This is a genomic window from Streptomyces sp. Root1304, from assembly GCF_001426405.1.
Classification (GTDB): domain Bacteria; phylum Actinomycetota; class Actinomycetes; order Streptomycetales; family Streptomycetaceae; genus Streptomyces.
Window position 1 is genome coordinate 1 of sequence record NZ_LMEP01000012.1, and the last position, 21769, is coordinate 21769.

Genomic DNA, 21769 nt, shown 5'->3' on the forward strand with positions numbered 1-21769 from the left:
GGAAACGCCCGGTTACATTCCGAACCCGGAAGCTAAGCCTTTCAGCGCCGATGGTACTGCAGGGGGGACCCTGTGGGAGAGTAGGACACCGCCGAACAATCATTGTGGGAAAGCCCCGCACCTCATGGTGCGGGGCTTTTCTGCGTTCACGGGCCGGAACCCTTTCGCCGTTCGGAGGAATGGGGCGGTCGATGGCGGTCAGAGACGGCCGGCGGCCTTGAGGGCGAGGTAGGCGTCCGCCAGGGCCGGGGCCAGGGTGTCGGGCGTCGCGTCGACGACCGTGACGCCGTGCCGCTGCAGCTGTTCCGCCGTACGGGAGCGCTGGGTCTGGGTCTGGGTGGCCGCGGCGGCCTCGTACACGCCCTCGATCGTGCCGCGGGTCGCGGCCATGCGGGCGACGTGGGGATCGGCGACAGAAGCCACCACGACGGTGTGGCGCTGGGTCAGCTGCGGCAGGACCGGGAGCAGGCCTTCCTCGATCGGTGCGGCGTCGAGGCTCGTCAGGAGCACGATCAGCGAGCGGCGGGGAGCGCGGGCGAGAGCGGTCGCGGCCAGGCCGCGGGCGTCGGTCTCCACCAGCTCGGGTTCGAGCGTGGCGAGCGCGTTGACCACGGCCGGCAGGACATCGCCGGCGGAGCGGCCCTGGACCTGGGCGCGGAGACGCCGGTCGTAGGCCAGGAGATCCACACGGTCGCCGGCGCGGGAGGCGAGCGCGGTGAGGAGGAGCGCCGCATCCATGGAGGCGTCCAGGCGGGGGACGTTGCCGACCCGGCCGGCCGAAGTACGGCCGGTGTCGAGGACGACGAGGATGTGACGGTCGCGTTCCGGGCGCCAGGTGCGGACGGCGACCGTGGTCTGGCGGGCCGTGGCACGCCAGTCGATCGAGCGGGTGTCGTCGCCGGGGACGTACTCGCGGAGGCTGTCGAACTCCGTGCCCTCGCCCCGCGTCAACACGCTGGTGCGGCCGTCGAGCTCACGGAGCCGGGCCAGACGGGACGGCAGGTGCTTACGGCTCGTGAAGGGGGGCAGCACACGGACCGTCCAGGGGACCTCGTGATTGCCCTGACGGGCCGCGAGGCCGAGGGGGCCGAACGAACGGACCGTGATCCGCTCCGCGTGGCGGTCGCCACGACGGGTCGGGCGGAGGGCGGTGGTGAAGCGGCGGCGTTCGCCCGCGGGGACGGTCAGACGTCGGCGGGAGGCGGCCTGCTCAGTGCCGGGCAGCCAGCTGCTGGGCGGCCAGGCGTCCCGGAGCTGGGCGCGGAGGCGCCGGTTGGACGGGTTGGTGACCGTGAGCTGCACGTTCGCGGCGTCACCGAGTCGAACGGATGTATCACTACTTCGGGTGAATTGGAGCGTTCGTACTGGCGCGGCCAAGGCGTAGTCGCACAGAATTGCGAGGGAGAGGGGCGCGTTCACCGCCAGCATCCCCGCCCAGCTGGGGGCGAGGAAGCCGACGGGGAGCGATCCGAGAGCAGCGAGCAGCGCCGTTCGTCCGGTGAGGGCCATGGGGCGCCGTTCTCAGCGGGGTACGGGGACGTGGGCGAGGATCGACTGGATGACGGAGTCGGGGGTGACTCCTTCCATCTCGGCCTCGGGCCGCAGGTGGATGCGATGACGCAGGGTGGGGAGAGCGAGGGCCTTCACGTCGTCCGGGGTGACGTAGTCCCGGCCGGTGAGCCAGGCCCAGGCGCGGGCGGTGGAGAGCAGGGCGGTGGCACCTCGGGGAGAGACCCCGAGCGTGAGTGAGGGGGATTCACGCGTGGCACGACAGATATCGACGACATAGCCGGCGATCTCGGCGGAGACCGAGACCTTGGCGACGGCGGTCCGGGCGGCTTCGAGCTCGGCGGGACCCGCGACGGGGCGGACGCCGGCGGCCTTCAGGTCGCGGGGGTCGAAGCCCTCGGCGTGACGGGTGAGGACCTGGATCTCGTCCGCGCGGGAGGGCAGAGGGACCGTCAGCTTGAGCAGGAAGCGGTCCAGTTGGGCTTCCGGCAGGGGGTAGGTGCCCTCGTACTCGACCGGGTTCTGGGTCGCCGCGACCAGGAAGGGCTCGGGCAGGAGACGCGGGGTGCCGTCGACCGTGACCTGACGTTCCTCCATCGCCTCCAGGAGGGAGGACTGGGTCTTCGGGGGCGTGCGGTTGATCTCGTCGGCGAGCAGGAGGTTGGTGAAGACCGGGCCGGGCTGGAAGGAGAACTCGGAGGTCCGGGTGTCGTAGACGAGGGAACCGGTGACGTCGCTCGGCATCAGGTCGGGGGTGAACTGGACGCGCTTGGTGTCGAGTTCGAGGGCGGCGGCGAGCGAGCGGACCAGCAGGGTCTTGGCGACCCCGGGGACGCCTTCGAGGAGGACGTGCCCCCGGCAGAGCAGGGCGACGACGAGACCGGTGACGGCGGGGTCCTGGCCGACCACGGCCTTCGCGATCTCGGTGCGCAGGGCCTCCAGGGAGGCGCGGGCGCTGTCCGAGGTCGTAGCGGTCTCGGGGGTCGGGGCGCTCATGAGGTGCGTACCTCTCTTTCGAGGGCGTCGAGTTGGTCCGCGAGGCGGATGAGAGCGGCGTCGTCGGCGGGAGCCGGGCCGAAGAGGAGGTCCCGCGGGTTCGCCGTGGTCTCGGGGAGACGGGCGGAGAGCGCGGGGAGGAGGCGCTCGGAGGAGTGGGCGTCCTGGGCGGGGACGCCGAGGAGCGGCGCGATCCGGGTGCGGGTCGCGGTGCGCAGGACGGTGGCGGCGCGGTCGCGGGCGTTCGTCTTGCGGTAGAGGCGGGCGCGGCCCTCGGTGGCCTCGGAGGCGCGGAGGGCGACGGGGAGGCGTTCGGTCACCAGGGGGCCGAGGCGGCGGCCGCGCCAGAAGGCGGCGAGCACGGCCGCGAGGGCGAGTTGGAGGGTGGCCCACAGCCAGCCGGAGGGGATGAGGGACAGGAAATCGCCCGTGGAGTCGGCGTCGGACGCGTCGGCGGTGGCATCGGAGAGGGAGGGGAGGTACCAGACGAGATGGGGCCGGGAACCGAGGAGCTGCAGAGCGAGCGAGGCGTTGCCCTGCTGGTCGAGACGGGCGTTGTGCAGGATGTCGGGCGAGCCGAGGAGGACCGTGTCGGTGGTGCCGGTGCCGGGGAGGCGGACCAGGGTCGGCAGGCCGTCGGAGGGGTAGCAGGAGTCGGCGGTGGCGCCGGAGTCCACGTGGTAGCGCTCGCCGCCGAGGTCGACACTGCCGGCACGGGTGGCGGCCGTCAGGGTGCAGGAGGGGGCGAGATCGTCCACGGGGGTGCTGGTGGCGCTGGAGACGTCCGGGGCCAGCGTGGGGAGGGAGGGGGCGCCGGCGCCGATGAGGACGGTGCGGCCGGCGGAGTTCGTGATGACCCTGCGCAGGGTGGACTGCTGAGTCTCCGTCAGCAGGTCGGGCGTGGTGACCAGGAGCGTCGATCCGGTGCCGGTCGCGGCGGTGGCCTCGTCGAGCGTGGTGGCCACGGTGATCGTGACGCCCTGGGCCTTGAGGAGTTCGGCGACGGCCCGGCTGCCGTGGGGGTCGGCGGAGCGGGGGTCGAGGGCGCCGTGCGAGCCGGTGGACCGTACCGTCGCGAGCGCGAGGCCCCCGACGAGGACCAGGACGACGACGAGGACCGCACCGCGCGCCCGGGTCCAGAGCTGACGGGGGGAGGCGGCGGTGGAGGTGGCGGCGGCCGGGCGGCTCATGCGGGCGCCCCCGTGGCGGCGGTGTCCAGGGTGGGGCGGGTGCGCTCCAGGGCGGTGTCCAGGGCCTCGACGCGGCGGTACGCAGGCTCGTCGGCGGTGCGGCCGCCGTATGTGACGTCGTCGAAGGCGCGGACCGCGAGGCGCAGTTCGTCGGCGTGGGAGGGCAGCGAGCGGCTCGCCTCGGCGGCGGCTTCGTCGGCGGTGCGGCCGGGGCGGGGGTCGAGCAGGGCGCGTTCTTCGAGGGAGCGGACGATGGCCCGCATCCGTTCCTGTACGGCCTGGTTCCAGCGGCCGGCGGCGGCGTGCCGGGCGGCGGCCTCGCGGTGCTCGCGGGCGGTGCGGGGGCCGTCCTCGAAGAGGGAGTCGGCGGTGGTGCCGGGTGCCCGGCGCGGGGTGCCGAGCCGCCACCAGAGGGCGGCGGCGACGGCGGCCACGAGCAGGACGACCACGACGAGGCCGAGGACGCCGCCGGGGGACGCCCCGGAGGCGGAGCCGAAGAGGTCGCCGAGCCACTCCCAGAAGCGGTCGAGGCCGCGCTGGAGCAGGTTCGGGTCGTTCTCGTGGTACATCGGCTTGGACAGCTCCCGCTCCGCCGCCTCGCGGGCGGGGAGCCGGGAGATGTCCACCGGTACGTCGCCGTCGGCGCGGAGCCACGCCAGTGCCGTGGTCGTTCCCCCCGTGACCGTCACGGCATCAGCCTCCGACGGTCTCGGTGCCCGGTGTGGGGCCGTAGCCGGGGAGACCCGCGGCCCGTGCCAGTTCGAGGTCCAGGGCTTCGCGGCGGATGCGCTGGTCGACGTAGAGGAGGACCGTCACACCGGCCGAGATCGGGTAGGTGATCGCGCTGGTGATCACTCCGCCGATGCCCGTGATGATCAGGAACGGCCAGCCGAAGCCGGTGGAGGAGCCGTCGATCAGGCCGGAGAGGCCGTCGCCGTCGACCGCGAAGCCGATGATCATGAACGGGATCGCGACGATCATCGCGAAGACGAAGATCAGCAGCTGGGTGAGGACGGTGATGCCGAAGATCCGCCACCACGAACCCGTCACCAGCTTCGCGGAACGCTTCAGGGACGCGAACACGCCCTGGCGCTCCAGCATCAGGGCGGGAGAGGCGAGGCTGTAGCGGATCATCAGCCAGACCGTGGCCGCGATGCCGCCGAGACCGCCCAGGAGGGCCAGGGCGACACCCGGGGCGCCGCCGATGAGGACCCCGGGAAGCAGGGCCACGGTGACGACGGCCGAGCTCAGCGCCGCCAGCAGCAGGGTCAGCCCGATGAGCTGGAGGAGACGGGGGCGCGCCTCCCGCCAGGCGGAGCCCAGCGAGACCGGACGGCCGAGTACGGCACGGCTGATGACCACGGTCAGCAGGGCGGCGCTCACCAGCGATGCCATCAGCGTGACGAGGAGGGAGGGGCCCAGGCCGATCAGGGACGACTGCGCGGCGTCGAGGGACTCTTCGAGTGCCTCGGCGGGAGTGGCGTCCGGGTTCGGCGACGGGGTCTGGGGGACGAGATAGCGCTGGGCCAGGGTGTTCGCGGTCTGGGAGATCAGCGCGACCGTGACGGTGATGGACAGGACCGTCCGCCAGTAGCTGCGGAGGGTCTTCGCCGCGCCGTCGAGGATCTCGCCCATGCCCAGCGGGCGCAGCGGGATCACACCGGGCTTGGCGGCCGGAGGCCTGCCCCAGTGGGCGTTCGGGGGCTGGGCGCCCCAGCCGGGACCCGGCGCCGGGGGCGGCGTCTGGCCGGTCGGCGGGGACCACTGGCCGGCGGGCGGCTGGTCCTTCGACCACTGAGGGGCGGAGCCGTTCGCGTCGGCCGGAGCGGTGGGCCGGGGGATCCCCGAGCCGTCCTGGCCGTCGGAGGGGGCGGATCCGGGCGAGGTCCAGCCCGGAGTGTCGTTCACGGTCGTCCACCTCGGAGGAATGGTCGCGGTGCCGGATCGGCGAACCGGCTCGGTCACGGCGGCCGACACCTGGCACGGCGGCGGGCCGGGTGCCATCGTGCCACGCGGGGCCCGCCCGTGGGCGGGACCGGCCCCTTCGTTCGTACCTTTGTCCGGACCTTCGGTGTACGAGCGGCAGGCGGCATATTGTGCGGATGCCCGATCAGGACGCACGAACCGTGCGGTGGCGGGCCGAGCGGGCTCCGGTCTACAAGATCGCGACCCGGGCTGGGGGAGGCGCTGTGGGGCAGGTCACGGCAGGTAACGATTGGCTAATGGGATGTTGTCGTAGCGCCTCATGAGAGAGGCCCCCTCACCAGCGGGGTTCCGCCGACGAGAGGGCCGTGACATCCATCACTGACATCAGTCTCGGGTTTCGGGCCCAGACCGATCGGTGTCGAGACTCCGCAGCGTGGTCGGCTGACGGAGCAGTCCATCCAGCTGACCGATCGCGGCGATCACGTCGGGGTCGAGGGCTTCGGCGTAGATGTCGAGGCTGGTCGCGATCCGGCTGTGACGCAGGATCGCCTTGATGATCCTCGGGTGCACCTTCAGATGGACCAGGAGCGTGCCGCAGGACTTCCGGAAGCCCTTGGGGTTCATCTTCCCGAGTCCGGCACTGCTCGCGACACGTTGGATCGTTTGGTACAGGCACTCTGCCTGCAACGGCTGACCGGTGCGGGTCACGAAGACATGCCGGTCGGGGTCGTCCCACCACGGCCGCCCCGTTGCCAAGGCGCGCTCGCGCAGGGCTGCCGTACGCATCCGGGTCCATCGCAGAGGAGCCACACACTGCGCCGGCAACGGAAGTGGCGCCTTGGACGTGTTCGTCTTCAGCTCCACGTCGATGGTTCCGGGGCCGGAGCGCTGGCGCTGTTGCTCCACCCAGATGACCCGGCTTTCGAGATCGACGTTCTCCCAGCGGAGCCCACAGACCTCAGCCCGCCGAAGACCGAGCAGGCTCAGCAGGAGGAGCGCGGGGTAGTACACGGTCCGACGCCGAGCCTCAGCAAGAAAGCGGAGGACCTGAACGGGGCCCCAGCTCTTCCCGCTGTCCGTCGAGGCCCGCACGGTGACCAGCTTGGCCACGTTGCGGGTCAGTCCGATGTCTTCCGCCATCGCGGCCGTCAGAGAGGCTGAGAGGACCCTCAGAGCGTGCCGGGCGGTCTTGGCGCTCTTCTCCTCGGCCAGGAGCTTGATGGCGGCGCGTAGATCCTTCACGCCGAGCTTGAGCATGACGGCCGAGCCGAGCCGGGGGCGGAGGTGCAGGCGTACGGCGTCGGAGTAGACCTTGTGGGTGCCGGCCGAGAGGTGCGGTTTCACCACGCAGGCCAACCAGTAGTCGAACCACTGCCCCAAGGTCATGTCGCGAGTGGGCGTCGGAATGCCGCTCTGGGCCCGGTCAAGCAGTTCGCGACGCCTGCGATCGGCTTCGTCGTAGTCCTTGCCGTAGGCGAACTTGCGCTTCACTGTGCCGTCCGGCTGCGGGACGTACACAGCGGCCTGGTAGCGGCCGTCCGACCGTTTCGTGATCGTGCCACCCCCGTTGGGGCGTCTGCGGGCCACTACGCCGCCTCTTCGATCGACCGGAGCACGAAGTCCCGTACGGCATCGTCGGGGATGCGACGGGCACGCCCGATGGTGATGGACGTCAGCCGACGCGAGCGGATCAGGTCGTAGACCGTGGAACGCCCGAGCTTCAGTCGAGACATGACCTGCGGAACGGTCAGCAGTTCAGTGGGTGCGGTGGTCATAGGTCCCCCTCCAGGTCGGCCAGCTCCGTACGGATCTCGCGGGCGTGTTCGCGGTTGTGCTGGATGTCGCGGCGGATGTTGGCGGCGAGCCAGGACTCACCGGGGGTGGCCCCGTGGCCGGCGTAGGCCCAGTGGGCGACGGTGAGGACGGTGGCTTCGGTGTGTTCGTCGGGGTCGGGGAGGCCGAGGGCGGTGCGTTGCTGGTGGGCGCGGTAGTCGGCGCGGACCTGGCGGAGGGCGCCGAGGGTGGTGGAGTAGCGGCGGGATTTGGTGGAGAAGTGGCCGCGGAAGCCGAGCATGTGGGCCCAGGCCCTCAGGCGTCGGTCCGGGTAGGCGGCGTCGAGGTCCATGCAGGCTTCCATCAGGCGCCGGGGGTGGTCGGGGACGTCGAGGAGGATCAGGGCTTCCTTGTTGCCGACCGGGTGGTCGACGGTGCCGGTGGTCTCGGCGGCCTTGGTGGCGTACTTGGCGACGTAGGCGGCGACGGCCTGTTCGGTGAGGTCCTCGCCGTTACCGAAGGCGCCGATGGGCTGGACGTCGAGCTGCTCGCCCCACTGGAGCACCCAGTCGTTGACGAAGCCGTAGTCCTCGTTGGCGGGGACGACGACGCGGACACGGGCGGCGGCGGCGCGGATAGCGTCGGTGAGGAGATCGAGGGTGGCCCAGTGTGGGGGCGGGGTGTGGGGTCCGTCGGGGCCGTCGAAGCGGATGACGGCGTGGAAGTGGACGGCGCCGCGCTTTTGGTACTCGGCGACCTTGCCGAAGGAGACGCGGGCCTGTTCGCGGGCGGCTTTCTGGGTGAGGCCAGCGCGGGTGGCGATCTCGCGGCGGAGGTAGATCGTGAAGTAGCGCCACAGCTCGGAGGCGTGGTTGTTCCACAGGACCGCCTCGGCGTAGTCGTACGAGGACGGGTTGAGCGGGGTGCCGAGTTCGGGCGCATCCTCGGCGTGACGGGTGCCGCAGCGGCAGGGACGGTCGCCGGGCCGGTTGTGCACGGGGCCGAAGGACGGGGCCGTGAGGGTGGCGAAGACCCGGGGGTGATCCCGGATGGTCTCCGGGGTGCCCTTGTCGGGTGCGCCGACGAGCCCGGCGCGGATCAGGTGGTAGGTGTCGCCCGCGTACGTCCAGGCGCAGGAGGGGCAACGGGAGGCCCGTCGGTTGCCGCATGCCATACGCAGGACGCCGCCGGGTTCGGCGTCGGTGTTGTAGGCGTGGAGCACGGTCTTGGTGGCGGGGTCGAGGAGTTTGGTACCGCCGGTGAGGCGGATGGGGGCGGTGCAGCCGCCGGTACGGCGGATCTGTTCGGTGAGGCGGTCGAAGCCGGGGGACCCGGCCATCCGGAGCAGGTCGCTCAGGGTGGCCGGGTCCAGGCCCGCCATAGTGGCGGCGTGGGTCACACCAGGACCTCCTGTCGGGCGGTGTTGAAGGCGGTGCCGATCCAGCGGGTGTAGGCGGGCGGGATGGCCTCGGTCAGCTCGGCGTGGACATCGGTCCAGGTGATGCCCATGGCGTGCTGCATCTCGGGGACAGTGGCCTTGCCGCCGCCCTTGCCGTACGCGGCGACGTAGGGGCCCTCGCGACGGACGCCGTGACGGTGGCCGCGTACGTAGCCCTGGTGACGCGGGTGGGCCGGCCTGGCGGTGGCCCAGTTGCCGAGTTCGAAGTTGCGGTGCCGTAGGACGCCCAGGCCGAACATCTCGCCGCACAGGGTGAGGTCCTTGCGGATGGCGGCCCGGCCGTTGGGCTGCTCGATCACGTACGGCAGGCCGGTCGCGTCGAGGAGTTCGCGGGTCGGGGCGACGAGGTCGGCATGCGTACCGCCCCAGCCTCGGGAGGCGTTGGTGCCGACGGTCACCGTGCAGCCGGCCTGGCAGGGCGGGGAAGCGTGCACGAGGGTGTAGCGGTCGATGTCCCCGGTGGCGATCAGGTCCGCGAGGTATTCGAGGGCGTCGCCCTGGTGGTAGGCGAAGGGGTAGTTCGGGCGGGCGGCGGTGTCGCAGCCGTCGACCGCGAACCCGGCGAGGTGGTAGCCCATTCCCGCCCCGCCAGCGCATGAGTACAGGTCCAGGACCCTGCACGCGTAGTCACCGCTGTGGTCGTAGTGCTGGCTGGAGCTCCAGTTCAGGAGGTCCATCGTCTTCACCTCCCGGCCCGGACGAGGACGGCGGGCACGGTGCGGCCGCTGCCCTTGCAGATGGGGCAGGCGGCGGCGAGGGTGCGGCGCTGCCCGTCGGGGGTGACGCTGCCGGTGGTGATGTGGACGACGGGGAAGCCGTCGCAGTGGGAGCAGACGCGCGGGGTCGGGGTCTGGGGCATCATGAGGTTTCCCTTTCGGGTCCGGTGGATCTGGGAGGGGTTCAGGCGCCCGGGGCGGCGGAAGTTTGGCGACAGAGGCCGTCCCGGGGGCCGCTCAGCGTGTGTTGCGCCTGCCGTGGCCCTTGGCCGCGTACATCGAGGCGTCAGCGGCCGAGAGGGCGTCGGTGAGGAGCGGGACCGGCAGGTGGTCGCGGTGGCAGTGGCCGACCGAGGCCGAGACCCGCAGGACGTGCCCGAGGTGGGTGACCGGCTGCTCCAGGGCGGCCCGGAGGGCGAGAAGCCCGGGGGTGTGTGCGGGGTCGGTGACGATGGCGGCGAACTCGTCTCCGCCGAGGCGGGCGGCGATCCCGTGACGGCCGCACCAGGTGGTGAGCCGGTCGGCGGTGGCGGTGAGAACCGCGTCCCCGGCGGCGTGGCCGTGGGTGTCGTTGATGGCCTTGAAGTCGTCCAGGTCGACCAGGAGCACGAGCGCGCCGGGGTGCTTGCTCATGAGGTGGTCGGCACGGGCGGTCCATCCGGCGCGGGTGTGCAGGCCGGTCAGGGGGTCGCGGCGGGCGGTGGCCAGGCGGCGCAGGAGGAGTCCGCCGTGCAGGGCCCAGCCGAGGGCCGGTATTCCGGCAGCGGCGAGGGTCTGGGGGTCCACGGGGTCACCGGCCCTTCTGCATGTCGCGGACGACCATCCGCAGCACGACCGCCACGACCGCGATGGACACGCCGGTGAGGGCGACCGCGAGGAGCATCGAGACAAGGACAGCGCCGACGACCAGGACGACCGCGCCACCGCCGGCGGCGAGGACGACCGCGCTGCTGGGGGTGAGCTGGATGGAGGTGCGGGCCGGGACGACCGCCACCGGGGTGGGGGCCGGGGCGGGGTTGGTCGGCTCGATGTCGGCCATGGGGGTGGGCTTGAGGAGGGGGATGGGGTGGCCGGTCGGGAGCGGGTTGACCGGGATGCGCGGCTGGAGCATGACAGGGGTCTCCCTACTTGGTGATCGGGTCGATGAGCGGGGCGAACAGGCTGTCGGCGAGGAGGTAGCCGCCGAGGAGGAGGACGGCGACGAGCCACCAGGGCGGGCGGATGAGCTTGATGCCGAGGCCGCCGACGACGATCAGGGCGAGCCAGAGCGGGACGTCCATGATGAGGAACTCCTCAGTGGTCAGCGGGGGTTGCAGCGGTGAGTGCGGGCGGCGAGTTCGGCGGAGGGGCGGGTGTTGTAGTCGGCGGAGAAGTCGCAGCGCGGGGCCGTGCACACGGCGGTGTGCTTGGTCCGGCCCCGGCCGTCGTGGTGGGTGCCGACCTGCACCGGGCCGATACGGATCACGTTGTGGAAGCGGTTCGGGCGCATCTTTCAACTTCCTTTCACATCAGGCGAGTTGTGTTGCGATGGAGTCTGCGAGGGTGGCGGGCATGCCGTGCCGGGTGTGGAGGGTTTCCGCGTCGATCGGCGTACCGGTCTGGGCTCGATGGGCGTCCGCGATCTTCTGGGCGTGAGCGAGGAGCGCGGGCGGCACCGCCACGGCAGGCGCCGAAGGGGCAGGGAGCGGCAGCTCTTCCAGAGGGGCGGGATCCAACTGGAGTTCCACGGCGGCGGGTTCGGCCGGCGGAAGCTCGGGGGCCGGGTCCGGAGTCCGTTCGATGACGAGGTCCACCGCAGGTTCGGGCTCCGGCATAGGGGCGGGTTCGGGTGTGGGGTGGGGTGTGTGGGCGAGGAGGGTGCCGCCGAGGAAGGCGAGGGCGGGCCATCCGGCGACGAGGATGCGGAGCCAGTCCGGGACGCTGCTCATGTCGAGGAGTCCGGCGGTGGCGACGTTCGCGCCGAGCGATGCGATCAGGGCGATGGCGAACCAGAGCCAGGCGTCACGGTTGCCGCCGTCTTTGCGCATTCGGCGCCACGCGGCGACAAGGAGCAAGTCGACGCTCACCGGGTAGGCCCACGCCTTCCATCCGTCCTGTCCGGCCGCAGCGGCCAGGTCGTGCAGGTGGGCGAAGGACAGGGCACCGGCGATGACGGCCTGGATGAGCACGGCGTCGAGGCGGAGGGTGCGGAACACTCGGGCACCTCCTTTCTGGGTCAGGTGGTGCCGGTGCCGAAGCAGTCCAGGCACAGCGCGGTCTGGGTGGCTTCGATCTCTCGACTCTTGCGCCCGACCCGAACGGTGGTCGCGGTCTCGCCGGTCCCGGCGCAGGTGTCGCAGGGCGGCGGGACGGACGCGGACTTGGGCGAACGGCGACGGGTGGCCGGTGTCTTCTTCACGGTGCTCATGGCGGTTCCCTTCGGTTTCGGGCATGGGGCGGGTAGGGACCTGGCGTGAGACGGTCACGCCGACCGAGGGGGAAGGTGCGCTAGGCGGTGGCCGGTGCGGGCTTGACCAGCGGCACGGACTCCGGGGTGGCACCGATGCCGTCCGGGATGACCGGGCGGTAGGCGGCGAGGGCGGGGAGGTCCGGGGTGAGGTGCGCGTGCGCGGCGCAGATCGCGGCGGCTTCGGTCGCGGTGAGGGCGGGGGTGCGGATGCGGGACCAGCCGCCGGAGGTGTCACCGGCTACCGCGATGCCGGGCCGGTCCGGCGGAATGACCAGCACCGTGACCACGGCGTCCGGGGCGATGTCGCCGACGCCCATTTCGGCGGTCTGCTTGTCGTTGACGCGGTGCACGACGCGGCCGGTGAGCTGGGCGCGAAGCGCGGTGGCGCCCTTGCCGAGGTCGGAACCGAACCGCTGCCCGCAGACCTCCAGGAAGATGCCGGCGGCGCGGGCCAGCTGTCCGAGGCGGATCAGCTGGGTGACCATCCGATCCCGGCGTTCCTCATCCTTCTTGGTCGCGACGAGGAAGAGTTCCGCCACCTCGTCCACCAGGACCACCACCGGCACCGGGCGGACGCGCTGGGGCAAGGCCCAGATGTCGGCTACGCCGTGGTCACTGAGCTGGTCGAAGCGGGATTCCATCTCCCCGACCAGCGCGTCCAGGAGACCATCCGCCTCCGTGGGGGTCGTCGCGAGGGCGGACAAGCGGGTTGCGTAGCCGCGCTGTTCGACGCCGCGCTTGCAGTCGATCCCGACCAGAGCCACCGGAAGCCGGGCCAGCCCAGCGATCAGATTCCGCTGATACATCGACTTGCCGGACTGGTTCGCACCGAGGGTCAGCGCGTGCGGGACCTTCAGGTAGTCCCGTACGAACGCGGTGCCATCCTCCCGCAGCGCGACCGGCACCGACATCGCCCCGGAAGGCACCCGGAGCGGCATCCGCACCCGGTTGAGAACGTCGTAACCAGTCATCCGCAGCTCCACGAACCCGGGCTTGGTCTCCACGACATTGACCGAGTGGACGCCCCAGGCGTGCCGCAGCCGCTCGGAGGCCGCCATCACGTCGGCGGGCTCCAGACCGGCCGGAAGCCGCAGCGTGACCCGCAGGCCGGTCGAAGTGCCCCGGACCCGGCGGACCTTCGGCGGGACGGGCTGCACGTCGGGGCGGCGGGCGATGCTGCGGACCATGAACGCCCGCAGGCGGGACGGCTGCACCGTCAGCCCGCACACGTCCATCGTCGAGTGGTACGTCGTCGCGAACCGCACCCGCGTCACCGGCAGACCCACCAACGACCAGAACACACGCGGCGCACGGACCTTCGCGAATCCAAGGCCCCCGGCGGCTCCGGCGAGCGGGAGGCCGACCTCCCATAAGGTCGCCATGTCCGTCATGGTCAGGCCGCCATCGGGGTGACCGCGACGGCGCGGAACGAGATGCCGTGCCGGGTCTGGCCGTTGAACGTGTTCTCCCAGTCCCGCGCCTTCAGCCCGATCACCGACACCGGCATACCCGGCGCCAGCCCCTCGGGGAGGCCGGTCTCCGGCACGGTCACCTGGTAGAGGTTGCCCTCACCCTCGTCCGAGATCAGCAGCCCCACCGTGGACAGCCCGGCACCGGTCTCCCGGTCCACGGCGCGCTCTCCGGTCTGCTTGCTGACGAGCTTCGGCGCGGGAGCCGTGGCCACGAACACCACGGCGGTCGACGTGTCGATCTTGAAGGACGGCATGGATTTCTCCTTCGAAAGGGCAGGAAGGGCCTAGATGACCAACTTGGCTAACCCGGTTGGTCACATCTCGAAGTTAGAAGAGATGGCTAGCCATGTCAACAACATGACTGCCATGACTGTCCTGCTTGGGGTGCGTCGCCTACCATCGGCTTCATGACCTTTGTCCCCGAGCCTCTCGACCCCGACGACGACCGAGCCCCGTACGAGCAGGTGGCCAGCAGCCTTGGAGCGGCCATCCGCACCAGGCGCCTCGCCCCGGGCGAGAAGCTGCCGTCACACAAGGAGCTGACGGAGCGCTACGGATTCGCGCGGGCGACGATCCAGCGCGCGCTGCGGGACCTCGAAGACGAAGGGCTCGTGGTCTCCCGGAAGGGCAGCGGGGTCTACGTCCGCAACCGGACGGAGCGGCCGGCGGGTCTCCGCCCGTACGTCGAGCAGGCATTCGCGAAGGATCACGTCACGATCGACTTCGCGGGGTTCTCCAGCGAGACCCTGCATGGCGCGCTTCAAGAGCCACTCGACAAGATCCGCGTCGGCAGGCTGACCCCGTCGAGCATCACCATGCGGATACTCGTCCCGGACATGGACGTGCCGCAGGCCGCACCCGTGCGGATGTCGGATGGTGCCGACGACAAGCGGCTCCGCGACCGCATGCACGACATCATGGTCGGCTACACCCGCAGCATCCGGGACGCGATCACCGAGCTGGAGCACCTCGGACTTGTCACTGAGACCCGTATCAGCGTCCGCGTCCACAGCGGCACGCAGTTCTTCAAGCTGTACGTGATCAACAACGAGGACGCGTTCTTCGGGTACTACCCGATCCGTCCCAACAAGGTCGTCGCCCAGGGCGAGGCGATCGAGATCTACGACCTGGTAGGCAAGGACACGACGCTCTTCCACTACTCGGTCAACGAAGGCGAATCGTCCAGCGGAACCCAGCAGGTCCAGCAGGCCCGCATGTGGTTCGACAGTGTCTGGGAGACGATCGGAAGGGACTTCGACCTTGACGCACGCTGATCCGCTCACCGAGACCCTGGCGAACGCCCGGGTCATCCTCTTCGACTTCGACGGACCCGTATGCGACGTGTTCGCGGGACTGCCGGCACCCGAGGTTGCGGGGGAACTGACCGCGCTCCTCGCCGCCGAGAACGAAGCCGCGGGCGCGAAGGCCTCTCAGACGGACGACCCGATCGAGGTACTGCGCATCGCGCACGAGGCCGACACCGAGCTTGGGCAGAAGATCGAGCAGGCATTGACCACCGCCGAGGTCCGAGCTGTCGCGGTGGCCGGGCCGCCGACACCTGGTGCGGCGGAAGCACTCCGGGCGGCAGGTTCCACTGGTCGAGGCGTCGCCGTGGTGAGCAACAACTCAGCCGAATGTGTGCGGGTCTTCCTTGGGCTGCACGGGCTGCACGAGTACGTCGCCGAGGTCGTGGGTCGGCCCTCCGAGCAGCCGCACCTGATGAAGCCGAACCCGTTCCCGCTCATCACGGCAGCCGAGTTGATGCACGTCGACGTCACGAGCTGCACGCTGATCGGGGACTCGCTTACGGACATCCAGGCCGCCCACGCAGCCGGGGCCACGGTCATCGGCTACGCGAACAAGCCCCACAAGTCCGAGGCGTTCGCCGAAGCGCGGGCCGATGTCGTCACCCAGGACATGCAGTCCATCGCCGACGCGCTCACCACGTCGTAGCCGAGGGCCAGCGGGGACCTGTTACAGATTTCTCTACCTCATCAAGGCACCCGCCGCGCACGGCGCGGCGCGCGCGGCCCGTCGCCCGGGCCTGCGCTCCTGTCTGCGCCCCGCTCCAGATTTCTCTACCTCATCAAGGCACCCGCCGCGCACGGCGCGGCGCGCGCGGCCCGTCGCCCGGGCCTGCGCTCCTGTCTGCGCCCCGCTCCAGCCCGGCCGCCGTCCGCACGCCTGACAGCTTGGGTTGATGGGTGACGAACCACGATGTGGCCGAGGCGGTACGCGGGTACGACCTCAAGATGATGCCTCCGGCGGGGGCGCTCAGGCTCCAGGATGGCGGGGGCTCCGTGCGCGGGTGCCGGCCGTGGGGTGTGACGGTGGGGAACTCCCATCCCGTCTGCCATCGACCCAGGCAGAGCCGAGCAGACACGGCACCGGGCGTCCAGGTCGTTCGTACAGTGGCGCGCTCCACCTGGACGCCCGGCACCGCGCCTGCTCCACGGNCCGGGCGTCCAGGTCGTTCGTACAGTGGCGCGCTCCACCTGGACGCCCGGCACCGCGCCTGCTCCACGGTGTGTGGGTCGACGGCAGACGGGATGGGAGTTGGGGTGGATGGCGGGCGAAGCCTGCATATGCACGTGCAGCCTGGGTCCGGGCTGGCACAGTTCTCGCTGTGGCCAAGAAGAAGCAACCCGTCCCGGATGACCTCGGGCTCATAGAGATCATGCACGAAGCGGCCGAGCACGCCGCAAGGCATCTCAGGTCAGCCCAGATCCTGCTTACTGCAGGAGAGTGGCCCGACAGCTTCGTCCTAGCGACGTTGGCATTTGAGGAGCTCGGCAAAGCTCACTTGTGCCTGGGGCCTCTCATCATGCGGCCAGAGCATCGGCCGGCGAGTGAAGAGATTTTTCAGAAGGGCTTCGCAGGGCACACCGAGAAGCTCAAGATGGCTCATTTTGCCCTGATAGCGGCAGCTTCGGAGGATCCGCCTCCTGCTGCGGCCCAGCTCTTTCGGGAGATCGACCAGCTTGCCAAGAGTTCCAACGAGACGAAGTTCAGAGGGCTGTATGTCGACTACGCGAGCGACGGCCCGCTCTTGCCCACGGTGGTCAGCGAGGAGGACGCGCGATGGATGGTCGGCAACGTCCAGCTCCTCCTGGACACGATGCGGCAGTACCTCCTGAAGGAACCGCAGGTTTTCGCCGCCTTCCTGGAACAGTGGCGCGCTCACGTGGACTTCGATGTGCTTGTAGCGATGGAACCGGATGAGAGCATCGCTGTCGGCCGGTCAATGTTGCGGCGAGCGCCAGACGCGGGCATCCCAGACCTCTTGGCGACGTTCTGGGAAGCCGCTCAGGCGACCGAGCGCCACAACGCGAGTGCTGATGGCGGCGAGGCCCCGAGGAGCAGCTGAGGCTTGACCATGGGCCGTAGGCGGCCGCGCGGGGTACGGTTCTGGGCGACCACGGGGGCCACGGGGGTGACATCCATGACTGACATCAACACCCACGGACACGGACGGTCATCAGTAGCCGCTCCGGGACGATGCCGCAGGTCAGTGAGGTATCTCACCAGCCGCCTTACGACTGATACGGAAATGGGATGATGTCGATATGAAGGGACGCGTTCTTGTCGTCGACGACGACACCGCACTGGCCGAGATGCTCGGCATCGTGCTGCGGGGTGAAGGGTTCGAGCCGTCGTTCGTCGCGGACGGTGACAAGGCGCTTGCGGCGTTCCGGGAGGCCAAGCCTGACCTGGTGCTGCTCGACCTGATGCTGCCGGGGAGGGACGGCATCGAGGTGTGCCGGCTCATCCGGGCGGAGTCGGGTGTGCCGATCGTCATGCTCACGGCCAAGAGCGACACGGTCGACGTGGTCGTGGGGCTGGAGTCCGGGGCCGACGACTACATCGTCAAGCCGTTCAAGCCGAAGGAGCTCGTCGCCCGTATCCGGGCACGGCTGCGGAGGTCCGAGGAGCCGGCGCCGGAGCAGCTCACCATCGGTGACCTGGTCATCGACGTGGCAGGGCACTCCGTGAAGCGGGACGGGCAGTCCATCGCCCTGACCCCGCTGGAGTTCGACCTGCTGGTCGCGCTGGCGCGCAAGCCGTGGCAGGTCTTCACCCGTGAGGTCCTGCTGGAGCAGGTCTGGGGTTACCGGCACGCGGCCGACACCCGGCTGGTGAACGTGCACGTCCAGCGGCTGCGCTCGAAGGTCGAGAAGGACCCCGAGCGCCCGGAGATCGTGGTGACCGTCCGTGGCGTCGGTTACAAGGCGGGACCGAGCTGACATGAGTACAGGCAGTACTGCTCCGAAGCCCGGGGACCCGGGAGTCCGTACGGGGCGGGCTGCCGGACCGGGGCGGGGGGGCTCGCGTTCCGGCCGCCTGCCGCGTGGCGGACGGCTGCTCCAGGACGGGGCGCCCGGCGGGCCGGTCCTCCGGCTCTTCGCCCGGTGGGTGCGCCGGCCGTTGCTGCCCGCTGTGCGGCTGTGGCGGCGGAACATCCAGCTGAGGATCGTCGCGGGCACCCTGCTGATGTCCCTCGGGGTGGTGCTGCTGCTCGGCCTCGTCGTCATCGGCCAGGTCCGCAACGGTCTGCTCGAGGCCAAGGAGAGGGCGGCCCAGAGCCAGGCGGCCGGCGGGTTCTCGGCTGCCCAGGACCGGGCGGCCACCACCTCCTCGTCCCCCGGGCAGCAGGACGGGGGGCGGGCCGGTGCCTCGGTGAACTGGCGCTCCACGCTCGTCGAGCAGCTGGCGAGTGGCGGGCAGAGCGCGTTCAACGTGGTCGCGCTCTCCCTCGACACCGGTGACGCCGCGAGCCGTGGCGCCCGCGCGTCCGGCGAGGTCGACCCGACCGCGAGCATCCCCGCCGAACTGCGGCACTCCGTCGCCCAGGGCACGGACACCGTCCAGCAGTTCAGCCGCATCCACTACACCAGCGGCAAGGCGTCCGAGGCCGGGCTCGTGATCGGCAAGCGGCTGAACGACGCCGACGGCGACCAGTACGAGCTGTACTACCTCTTCCCGCTGACCCAGGAGGAGGACTCCCTCACCCTGGTCAAGACCACGCTGGCGACCGCCGGGCTCTTCGTCGTCGTCCTGCTCGGCGCCATCGCCTGGCTCATGGTGCGCCAGGTCGTCACCCCCGTACGGATGGCCGCCGGGATCGCCGAGCGGCTCTCCGCCGGGCGCCTCCAGGAACGGATGAAGGTCACCGGCGAGGACGACATCGCGCGGCTCGGCGAGGCCTTCAACAAGATGGCCACCAACCTCCAGCTGAAGATCCAGCAGCTGGAGGAGCTGTCGCGGATGCAGCGGCGCTTCGTCTCCGACGTCTCGCACGAGCTGCGCACCCCGCTGACCACGGTCCGGATGGCCGCCGACGTCATCCACGACGCCCGCGTCGACTTCGACCCCGTCACCGCCCGATCCGCCGAACTCCTCGGCGACCAGCTCGACCGCTTCGAGTCGCTGCTCTCCGATCTCCTGGAGATCAGCCGCTTCGACGCGGGCGCGGCCGCCCTGGAGGCCGAGCCGATCGACCTGCGGCAGGTCGTGCGCCGGGTCATCGGCGGCGCCGAGCCCCTCGCCGAACGCAAGGGCACCCGGATCGTCGTCGTCGGCGACAAGCAGCCGGTGGTGGCGGAGGCCGACGCCCGCCGCGTCGAGCGGGTGCTGCGCAATCTCGTCGTCAACGCCGTCGAGCACGGTGAGGGCCGGGACGTGGTGGTGAAGCTGGCGGCCGCGGGCGGCGCCGTCGCCGTCGCGGTGCGCGACTACGGCGTGGGACTCAAGCCGGGCGAGGCGACGCGGGTGTTCAACCGCTTCTGGCGCGCCGACCCGGCCCGTGCGCGCACCACCGGAGGGACCGGGCTCGGGCTGTCGATCGCCGTCGAGGACGCGCGGCTTCACGGCGGCTGGCTGCAGGCCTGGGGCGAGGCCGGTGGCGGTTCGCAGTTCCGGCTCACCCTGCCGCGTACCGCGGACGAGCCGCTGCGGGGCTCCCCGATACCGCTGGAGCCCGAGGACTCGCGGCGTAACCGTGAGCAGGCGGCCGTCGCCGGGCGGGCGCACGAGAACGCGCGCCTGGCGGCCGTACCGGCGCAGCCCGCCGGGGACCGGCCGCAGCTCCCGGTACCGCCGAGGCTGCCCGCCCCGCCGCGGGCGACCGTCGATCCGACGGCGCTGCCCGGCAGCGGAGCGCGGGTCGTGGCACGGACGACGGCGGACGCCGACGGGGCCGGGAGCACGACGGGAGCCGGAGCGGCGGCCGGGAGCACGGCGAGCGCGGGGGCCGGTCCGGGGGCGGCCGGCGGGAACGGAAACGTGGAGCGGGAGGACGGAACACGTGGGCGCTGACTCCCGGGAGGGGTTCGTGGGACGTGGGGGGCGGGCGCGTGTGGCGGTGCTCGCCGCGTGTGGCGGGCTCCTGGTGAGCGGGTGCGCGACCATGCCCGACAGCGGCGAGGTACAGCCGGTGCGGGGCACCAACCAGGGGGACTCGCAGGTACGGGTCTACGCCGTCGCGCCCCGGGAGAACGCGGACGCGGACGAGATCGTCGACGGCTTCCTCGAAGCCATGACCAGCGACGACCCCGGTTTCTCCACCGCCCGCAAGTACCTGACGAAGAAGGCCGCGGGGAGCTGGAAGCCGGAGCAGAGCATCACCGTGCTCACCACCGCCCCCAACCGTGAGCAGGCCGACCGCAACGCCGACCCCGACAACCAGGGCCGGGCCTATCCGCTCTCCGGGCGCAAGATCGCGACCGTCGACGCCCGCCACGCCTACCAGCCGATCAGCCCCGCCGAGTACGTGCAGGCGATCCACGTGGTGCAGCAGCCCACCGGCAACGGCAAGGGCAAGGAATGGCGGATCGACAGCCTCCCGCCCGGCTTGGTGCTCGGCGAGGCCGACTTCCTGCGCAACTACCGGTCGGTCAACAAGTACTACTTCGCCTCCAGGGAGGACTGGGTCGTCGCCGACCCGGTCTACATCCGGCAGCGGCAGGACCCCGTCACCCGGATGGACCCGGTGACGCAGACGGTCAAGGCACTCCTGGAGGGTCCGACGAACTGGCTGAAGCCGGCCGTCGACTCCAGCTTCCCCTCCGGTACGGAGCTGCGGGAGGGCGTCACCACGCTGACCACCGACGACCAGTCCACGCTGAAGGTGCCGCTCAACGCCAGGGCGGACAGGGTGAGCGGCGACGTGTGCCGGCGGATGGCGGCGCAGCTGCTGTTCACGCTGCGCGACCTGACCTCCGTACGCGTCGAGCAGGTGGAGCTCCAGGGGACGAAGGGCTCGCTGTGCCGCCTCGGCAAGGACCAGGCCAGGGAGTTCGCCGCCGTCCGGAACACGGACCAGGAGGAGAACCCGTACTTCGTCGACGAGCACGGCAAGCTGATGATGCTGGACGTCAGCAGCAAGCAGGCGGACGTGCCCGCCGAGGTGCCGGGCCCGCTGGGCAAGGACACCGCGCAGCTCGGGTCGGTCGCCGTCGACCGGGGTGAGACCCGGGCCGCCGGGGTCGGGATGGCCGGACGCGAACTGTTCGTCTCCTCCATCACCACCGAGCAGGAGCCCGCGCCCTCGGTCCTCAGCAGCAGGGCCGCCAAGCCCACCGACCGGCTGTCCGCGCCCAGCTGGGACGGCCGGGGCGATCTGTGGGTCGCCGACCGCAACCCCGCCGCGCCCCAGCTGTGGATGGTGCCCGACGGCACCGGCGATCCCGTCAAGGTGAGTACGCCGTGGCTGGCGGACGACGCCCGGATCGAGTCGCTGCGGGTCTCCGCCGACGGGGTCCGGATCGCGCTCGTGGTCACCAGGGGCGAGCGCACCACCCTGCAGATCGGCCGGATCCAGCGGGAGACCACGGAGGCGGCACCGGTCGTCTCGGTGCTCGACCTCCAGCCCGCCGCGCCCCGGATGGAGTCGGTCACCGCCGTCTCCTGGGCCGGTCCGAGCCGGCTCGTCGTCGTCGGCAGGGAGGCGGGCGGCGTCCAGCAGATCCGCTACCTCCAGACCGACGGCTCGACCTCCGCGACCTCGGTGCTCCCGGGGCTGAACGGGGCCAACTCGGTGGCCGCCCCGCACACGGACACCGCGCCGCTGGTCGCCTACTCCGGCAACGACGGCATCGTCCGGCTCGCGCCCGGCGCGAACTGGCAGCCGCTGGTCAAGACGGGGCACGCGCCGGTCTACCCCGGGTAGCCCTGGGCGGGCCCGGGTGCTTCCGGCGGAGACGTCTCGCGTACGCGGGTGGGGCGCGTGGGGCGTACGCGGGTGGCAACCGGCGTACGCCGGTGCCTTCTCGGCGCACGCC

At 71.2% G+C, this 21769-nt stretch carries 24 protein-coding genes and 1 rRNA gene; 7 read left to right on the top strand and 18 right to left on the bottom strand.

Features of this window, described 5'->3' with window-relative positions:
• Positions 1–97: ribosomal RNA gene (gene rrf, locus ASD33_RS12965) — 5S ribosomal RNA — on the top strand; the annotation flags it as partial.
• Between the two features lie 101 nt (positions 98–198).
• Here the strand turns inward: rrf and ASD33_RS12970 are convergent.
• From ASD33_RS12970 to ASD33_RS13050, 18 genes are all read right to left on the bottom strand, one after another.
• Positions 199–1509, bottom strand: coding sequence for a DUF58 domain-containing protein (locus tag ASD33_RS12970; RefSeq protein WP_056558092.1), 1311 nt, complete (start codon positions 1507–1509; stop codon positions 199–201).
• A gap of 12 nt (positions 1510–1521) precedes the next feature.
• The gene (locus ASD33_RS12975; protein ID WP_056558094.1) at positions 1522–2505 is read right to left on the bottom strand and encodes a MoxR family ATPase; all 984 of its coding nucleotides are present in this window, start codon (positions 2503–2505) and stop codon (positions 1522–1524) included.
• Complete coding sequence (locus tag ASD33_RS12980) at positions 2502–3695, bottom strand: DUF4350 domain-containing protein (protein ID WP_056558096.1); 1194 nt, start codon at positions 3693–3695, stop codon at positions 2502–2504. The genes ASD33_RS12975 and ASD33_RS12980 overlap by 4 nt, the downstream gene beginning before the upstream one ends.
• Positions 3692–4384: a DUF4129 domain-containing protein gene (locus tag ASD33_RS12985; RefSeq protein WP_056558098.1), complete on the bottom strand. Its 693-nt coding sequence runs from the start codon at positions 4382–4384 to the stop codon at positions 3692–3694. The genes ASD33_RS12980 and ASD33_RS12985 overlap by 4 nt, the downstream gene beginning before the upstream one ends.
• Positions 4385–4388: 4 nt before the next feature.
• Entirely contained in the window at positions 4389–5603 is a 1215-nt protein-coding gene (locus ASD33_RS12990) for a hypothetical protein (protein ID WP_056558100.1), read from the bottom strand.
• A gap of 402 nt (positions 5604–6005) precedes the next feature.
• Positions 6006–7139 carry a tyrosine-type recombinase/integrase gene (locus ASD33_RS12995; protein ID WP_242426973.1) on the bottom strand — a complete coding sequence of 378 codons (1134 nt, stop codon included), beginning with the start codon at positions 7137–7139 and terminating at the stop codon, positions 6006–6008.
• A 68-nt stretch (positions 7140–7207) separates the two neighbouring features.
• Entirely contained in the window at positions 7208–7396 is a 189-nt protein-coding gene (locus tag ASD33_RS13000; protein WP_056558104.1) for a helix-turn-helix domain-containing protein, read from the bottom strand.
• The gene (repSA, locus tag ASD33_RS13005; protein WP_056558106.1) at positions 7393–8793 is read right to left on the bottom strand and encodes a replication initiator protein RepSA; all 1401 of its coding nucleotides are present in this window, start codon (positions 8791–8793) and stop codon (positions 7393–7395) included. The genes ASD33_RS13000 and repSA overlap by 4 nt, the downstream gene beginning before the upstream one ends.
• Positions 8790–9530 (bottom strand): DNA cytosine methyltransferase, encoded by a 741-nt coding sequence (locus tag ASD33_RS13010; protein ID WP_056561311.1) that lies wholly within the window; start codon positions 9528–9530, stop codon positions 8790–8792. The genes repSA and ASD33_RS13010 overlap by 4 nt, the downstream gene beginning before the upstream one ends.
• Before the next feature lie 5 nt (positions 9531–9535).
• Positions 9536–9715, bottom strand: a complete 180-nt coding sequence (locus ASD33_RS13015; RefSeq protein WP_056558108.1) for a hypothetical protein — start codon at positions 9713–9715, stop codon at positions 9536–9538.
• A 91-nt stretch (positions 9716–9806) separates the two neighbouring features.
• Complete coding sequence (locus ASD33_RS13020; protein ID WP_056558110.1) at positions 9807–10355, bottom strand: GGDEF domain-containing protein; 549 nt, start codon at positions 10353–10355, stop codon at positions 9807–9809.
• A gap of 4 nt (positions 10356–10359) precedes the next feature.
• Entirely contained in the window at positions 10360–10680 is a 321-nt protein-coding gene (locus tag ASD33_RS13025; protein ID WP_056558111.1) for a hypothetical protein, read from the bottom strand.
• A gap of 13 nt (positions 10681–10693) precedes the next feature.
• Positions 10694–10849, bottom strand: coding sequence for a hypothetical protein (locus ASD33_RS34955; RefSeq protein ID WP_107103710.1), 156 nt, complete (start codon positions 10847–10849; stop codon positions 10694–10696).
• 20 nt (positions 10850–10869) lie between these two features.
• Positions 10870–11058, bottom strand: coding sequence for a mobile element transfer protein (locus ASD33_RS13030; protein WP_056558114.1), 189 nt, complete (start codon positions 11056–11058; stop codon positions 10870–10872).
• Positions 11059–11077: 19 nt separating this feature from the next.
• A complete protein-coding gene (locus ASD33_RS13035) occupies positions 11078–11764 on the bottom strand; it encodes a DUF2637 domain-containing protein (protein WP_056558115.1) in 687 nt (228 codons plus the stop codon).
• 20 nt (positions 11765–11784) lie between these two features.
• The gene (locus ASD33_RS13040) at positions 11785–11976 is read right to left on the bottom strand and encodes a hypothetical protein (RefSeq protein ID WP_056558117.1); all 192 of its coding nucleotides are present in this window, start codon (positions 11974–11976) and stop codon (positions 11785–11787) included.
• 80 nt (positions 11977–12056) lie between these two features.
• Positions 12057–13409 (bottom strand): FtsK/SpoIIIE domain-containing protein, encoded by a 1353-nt coding sequence (locus tag ASD33_RS13045; RefSeq protein WP_056558119.1) that lies wholly within the window; start codon positions 13407–13409, stop codon positions 12057–12059.
• A gap of 2 nt (positions 13410–13411) precedes the next feature.
• Entirely contained in the window at positions 13412–13744 is a 333-nt protein-coding gene (locus ASD33_RS13050; protein ID WP_056558122.1) for a hypothetical protein, read from the bottom strand.
• 153 nt (positions 13745–13897) lie between these two features.
• On the opposite strand from ASD33_RS13050, the gene ASD33_RS13055 reads away from it, so the two are divergent.
• The 6 genes from ASD33_RS13055 to ASD33_RS13080 all read left to right on the top strand — a co-directional run bounded on the left by ASD33_RS13055 (position 13898) and on the right by ASD33_RS13080 (position 21657).
• The gene (locus ASD33_RS13055) at positions 13898–14764 is read left to right on the top strand and encodes a winged helix-turn-helix domain-containing protein (RefSeq protein WP_056558124.1); all 867 of its coding nucleotides are present in this window, start codon (positions 13898–13900) and stop codon (positions 14762–14764) included.
• Positions 14751–15443, top strand: a complete 693-nt coding sequence (locus tag ASD33_RS13060) for an HAD family hydrolase (RefSeq protein ID WP_056558126.1) — start codon at positions 14751–14753, stop codon at positions 15441–15443. The genes ASD33_RS13055 and ASD33_RS13060 overlap by 14 nt, the downstream gene beginning before the upstream one ends.
• A gap of 673 nt (positions 15444–16116) precedes the next feature.
• Entirely contained in the window at positions 16117–16857 is a 741-nt protein-coding gene (locus tag ASD33_RS35455) for an AbiV family abortive infection protein (protein WP_056558128.1), read from the top strand.
• 199 nt (positions 16858–17056) lie between these two features.
• Positions 17057–17734, top strand: coding sequence for a two-component system response regulator MtrA (mtrA, locus tag ASD33_RS13070; RefSeq protein WP_010356958.1), 678 nt, complete (start codon positions 17057–17059; stop codon positions 17732–17734).
• A 1-nt stretch (position 17735) separates the two neighbouring features.
• The gene (gene mtrB / locus ASD33_RS13075; protein ID WP_079044745.1) at positions 17736–19805 is read left to right on the top strand and encodes an MtrAB system histidine kinase MtrB; all 2070 of its coding nucleotides are present in this window, start codon (positions 17736–17738) and stop codon (positions 19803–19805) included.
• A 91-nt stretch (positions 19806–19896) separates the two neighbouring features.
• Positions 19897–21657, top strand: a complete 1761-nt coding sequence (locus tag ASD33_RS13080) for an LpqB family beta-propeller domain-containing protein (RefSeq protein WP_107103737.1) — start codon at positions 19897–19899, stop codon at positions 21655–21657.
• Positions 21658–21769 lie beyond the last annotated feature (112 nt).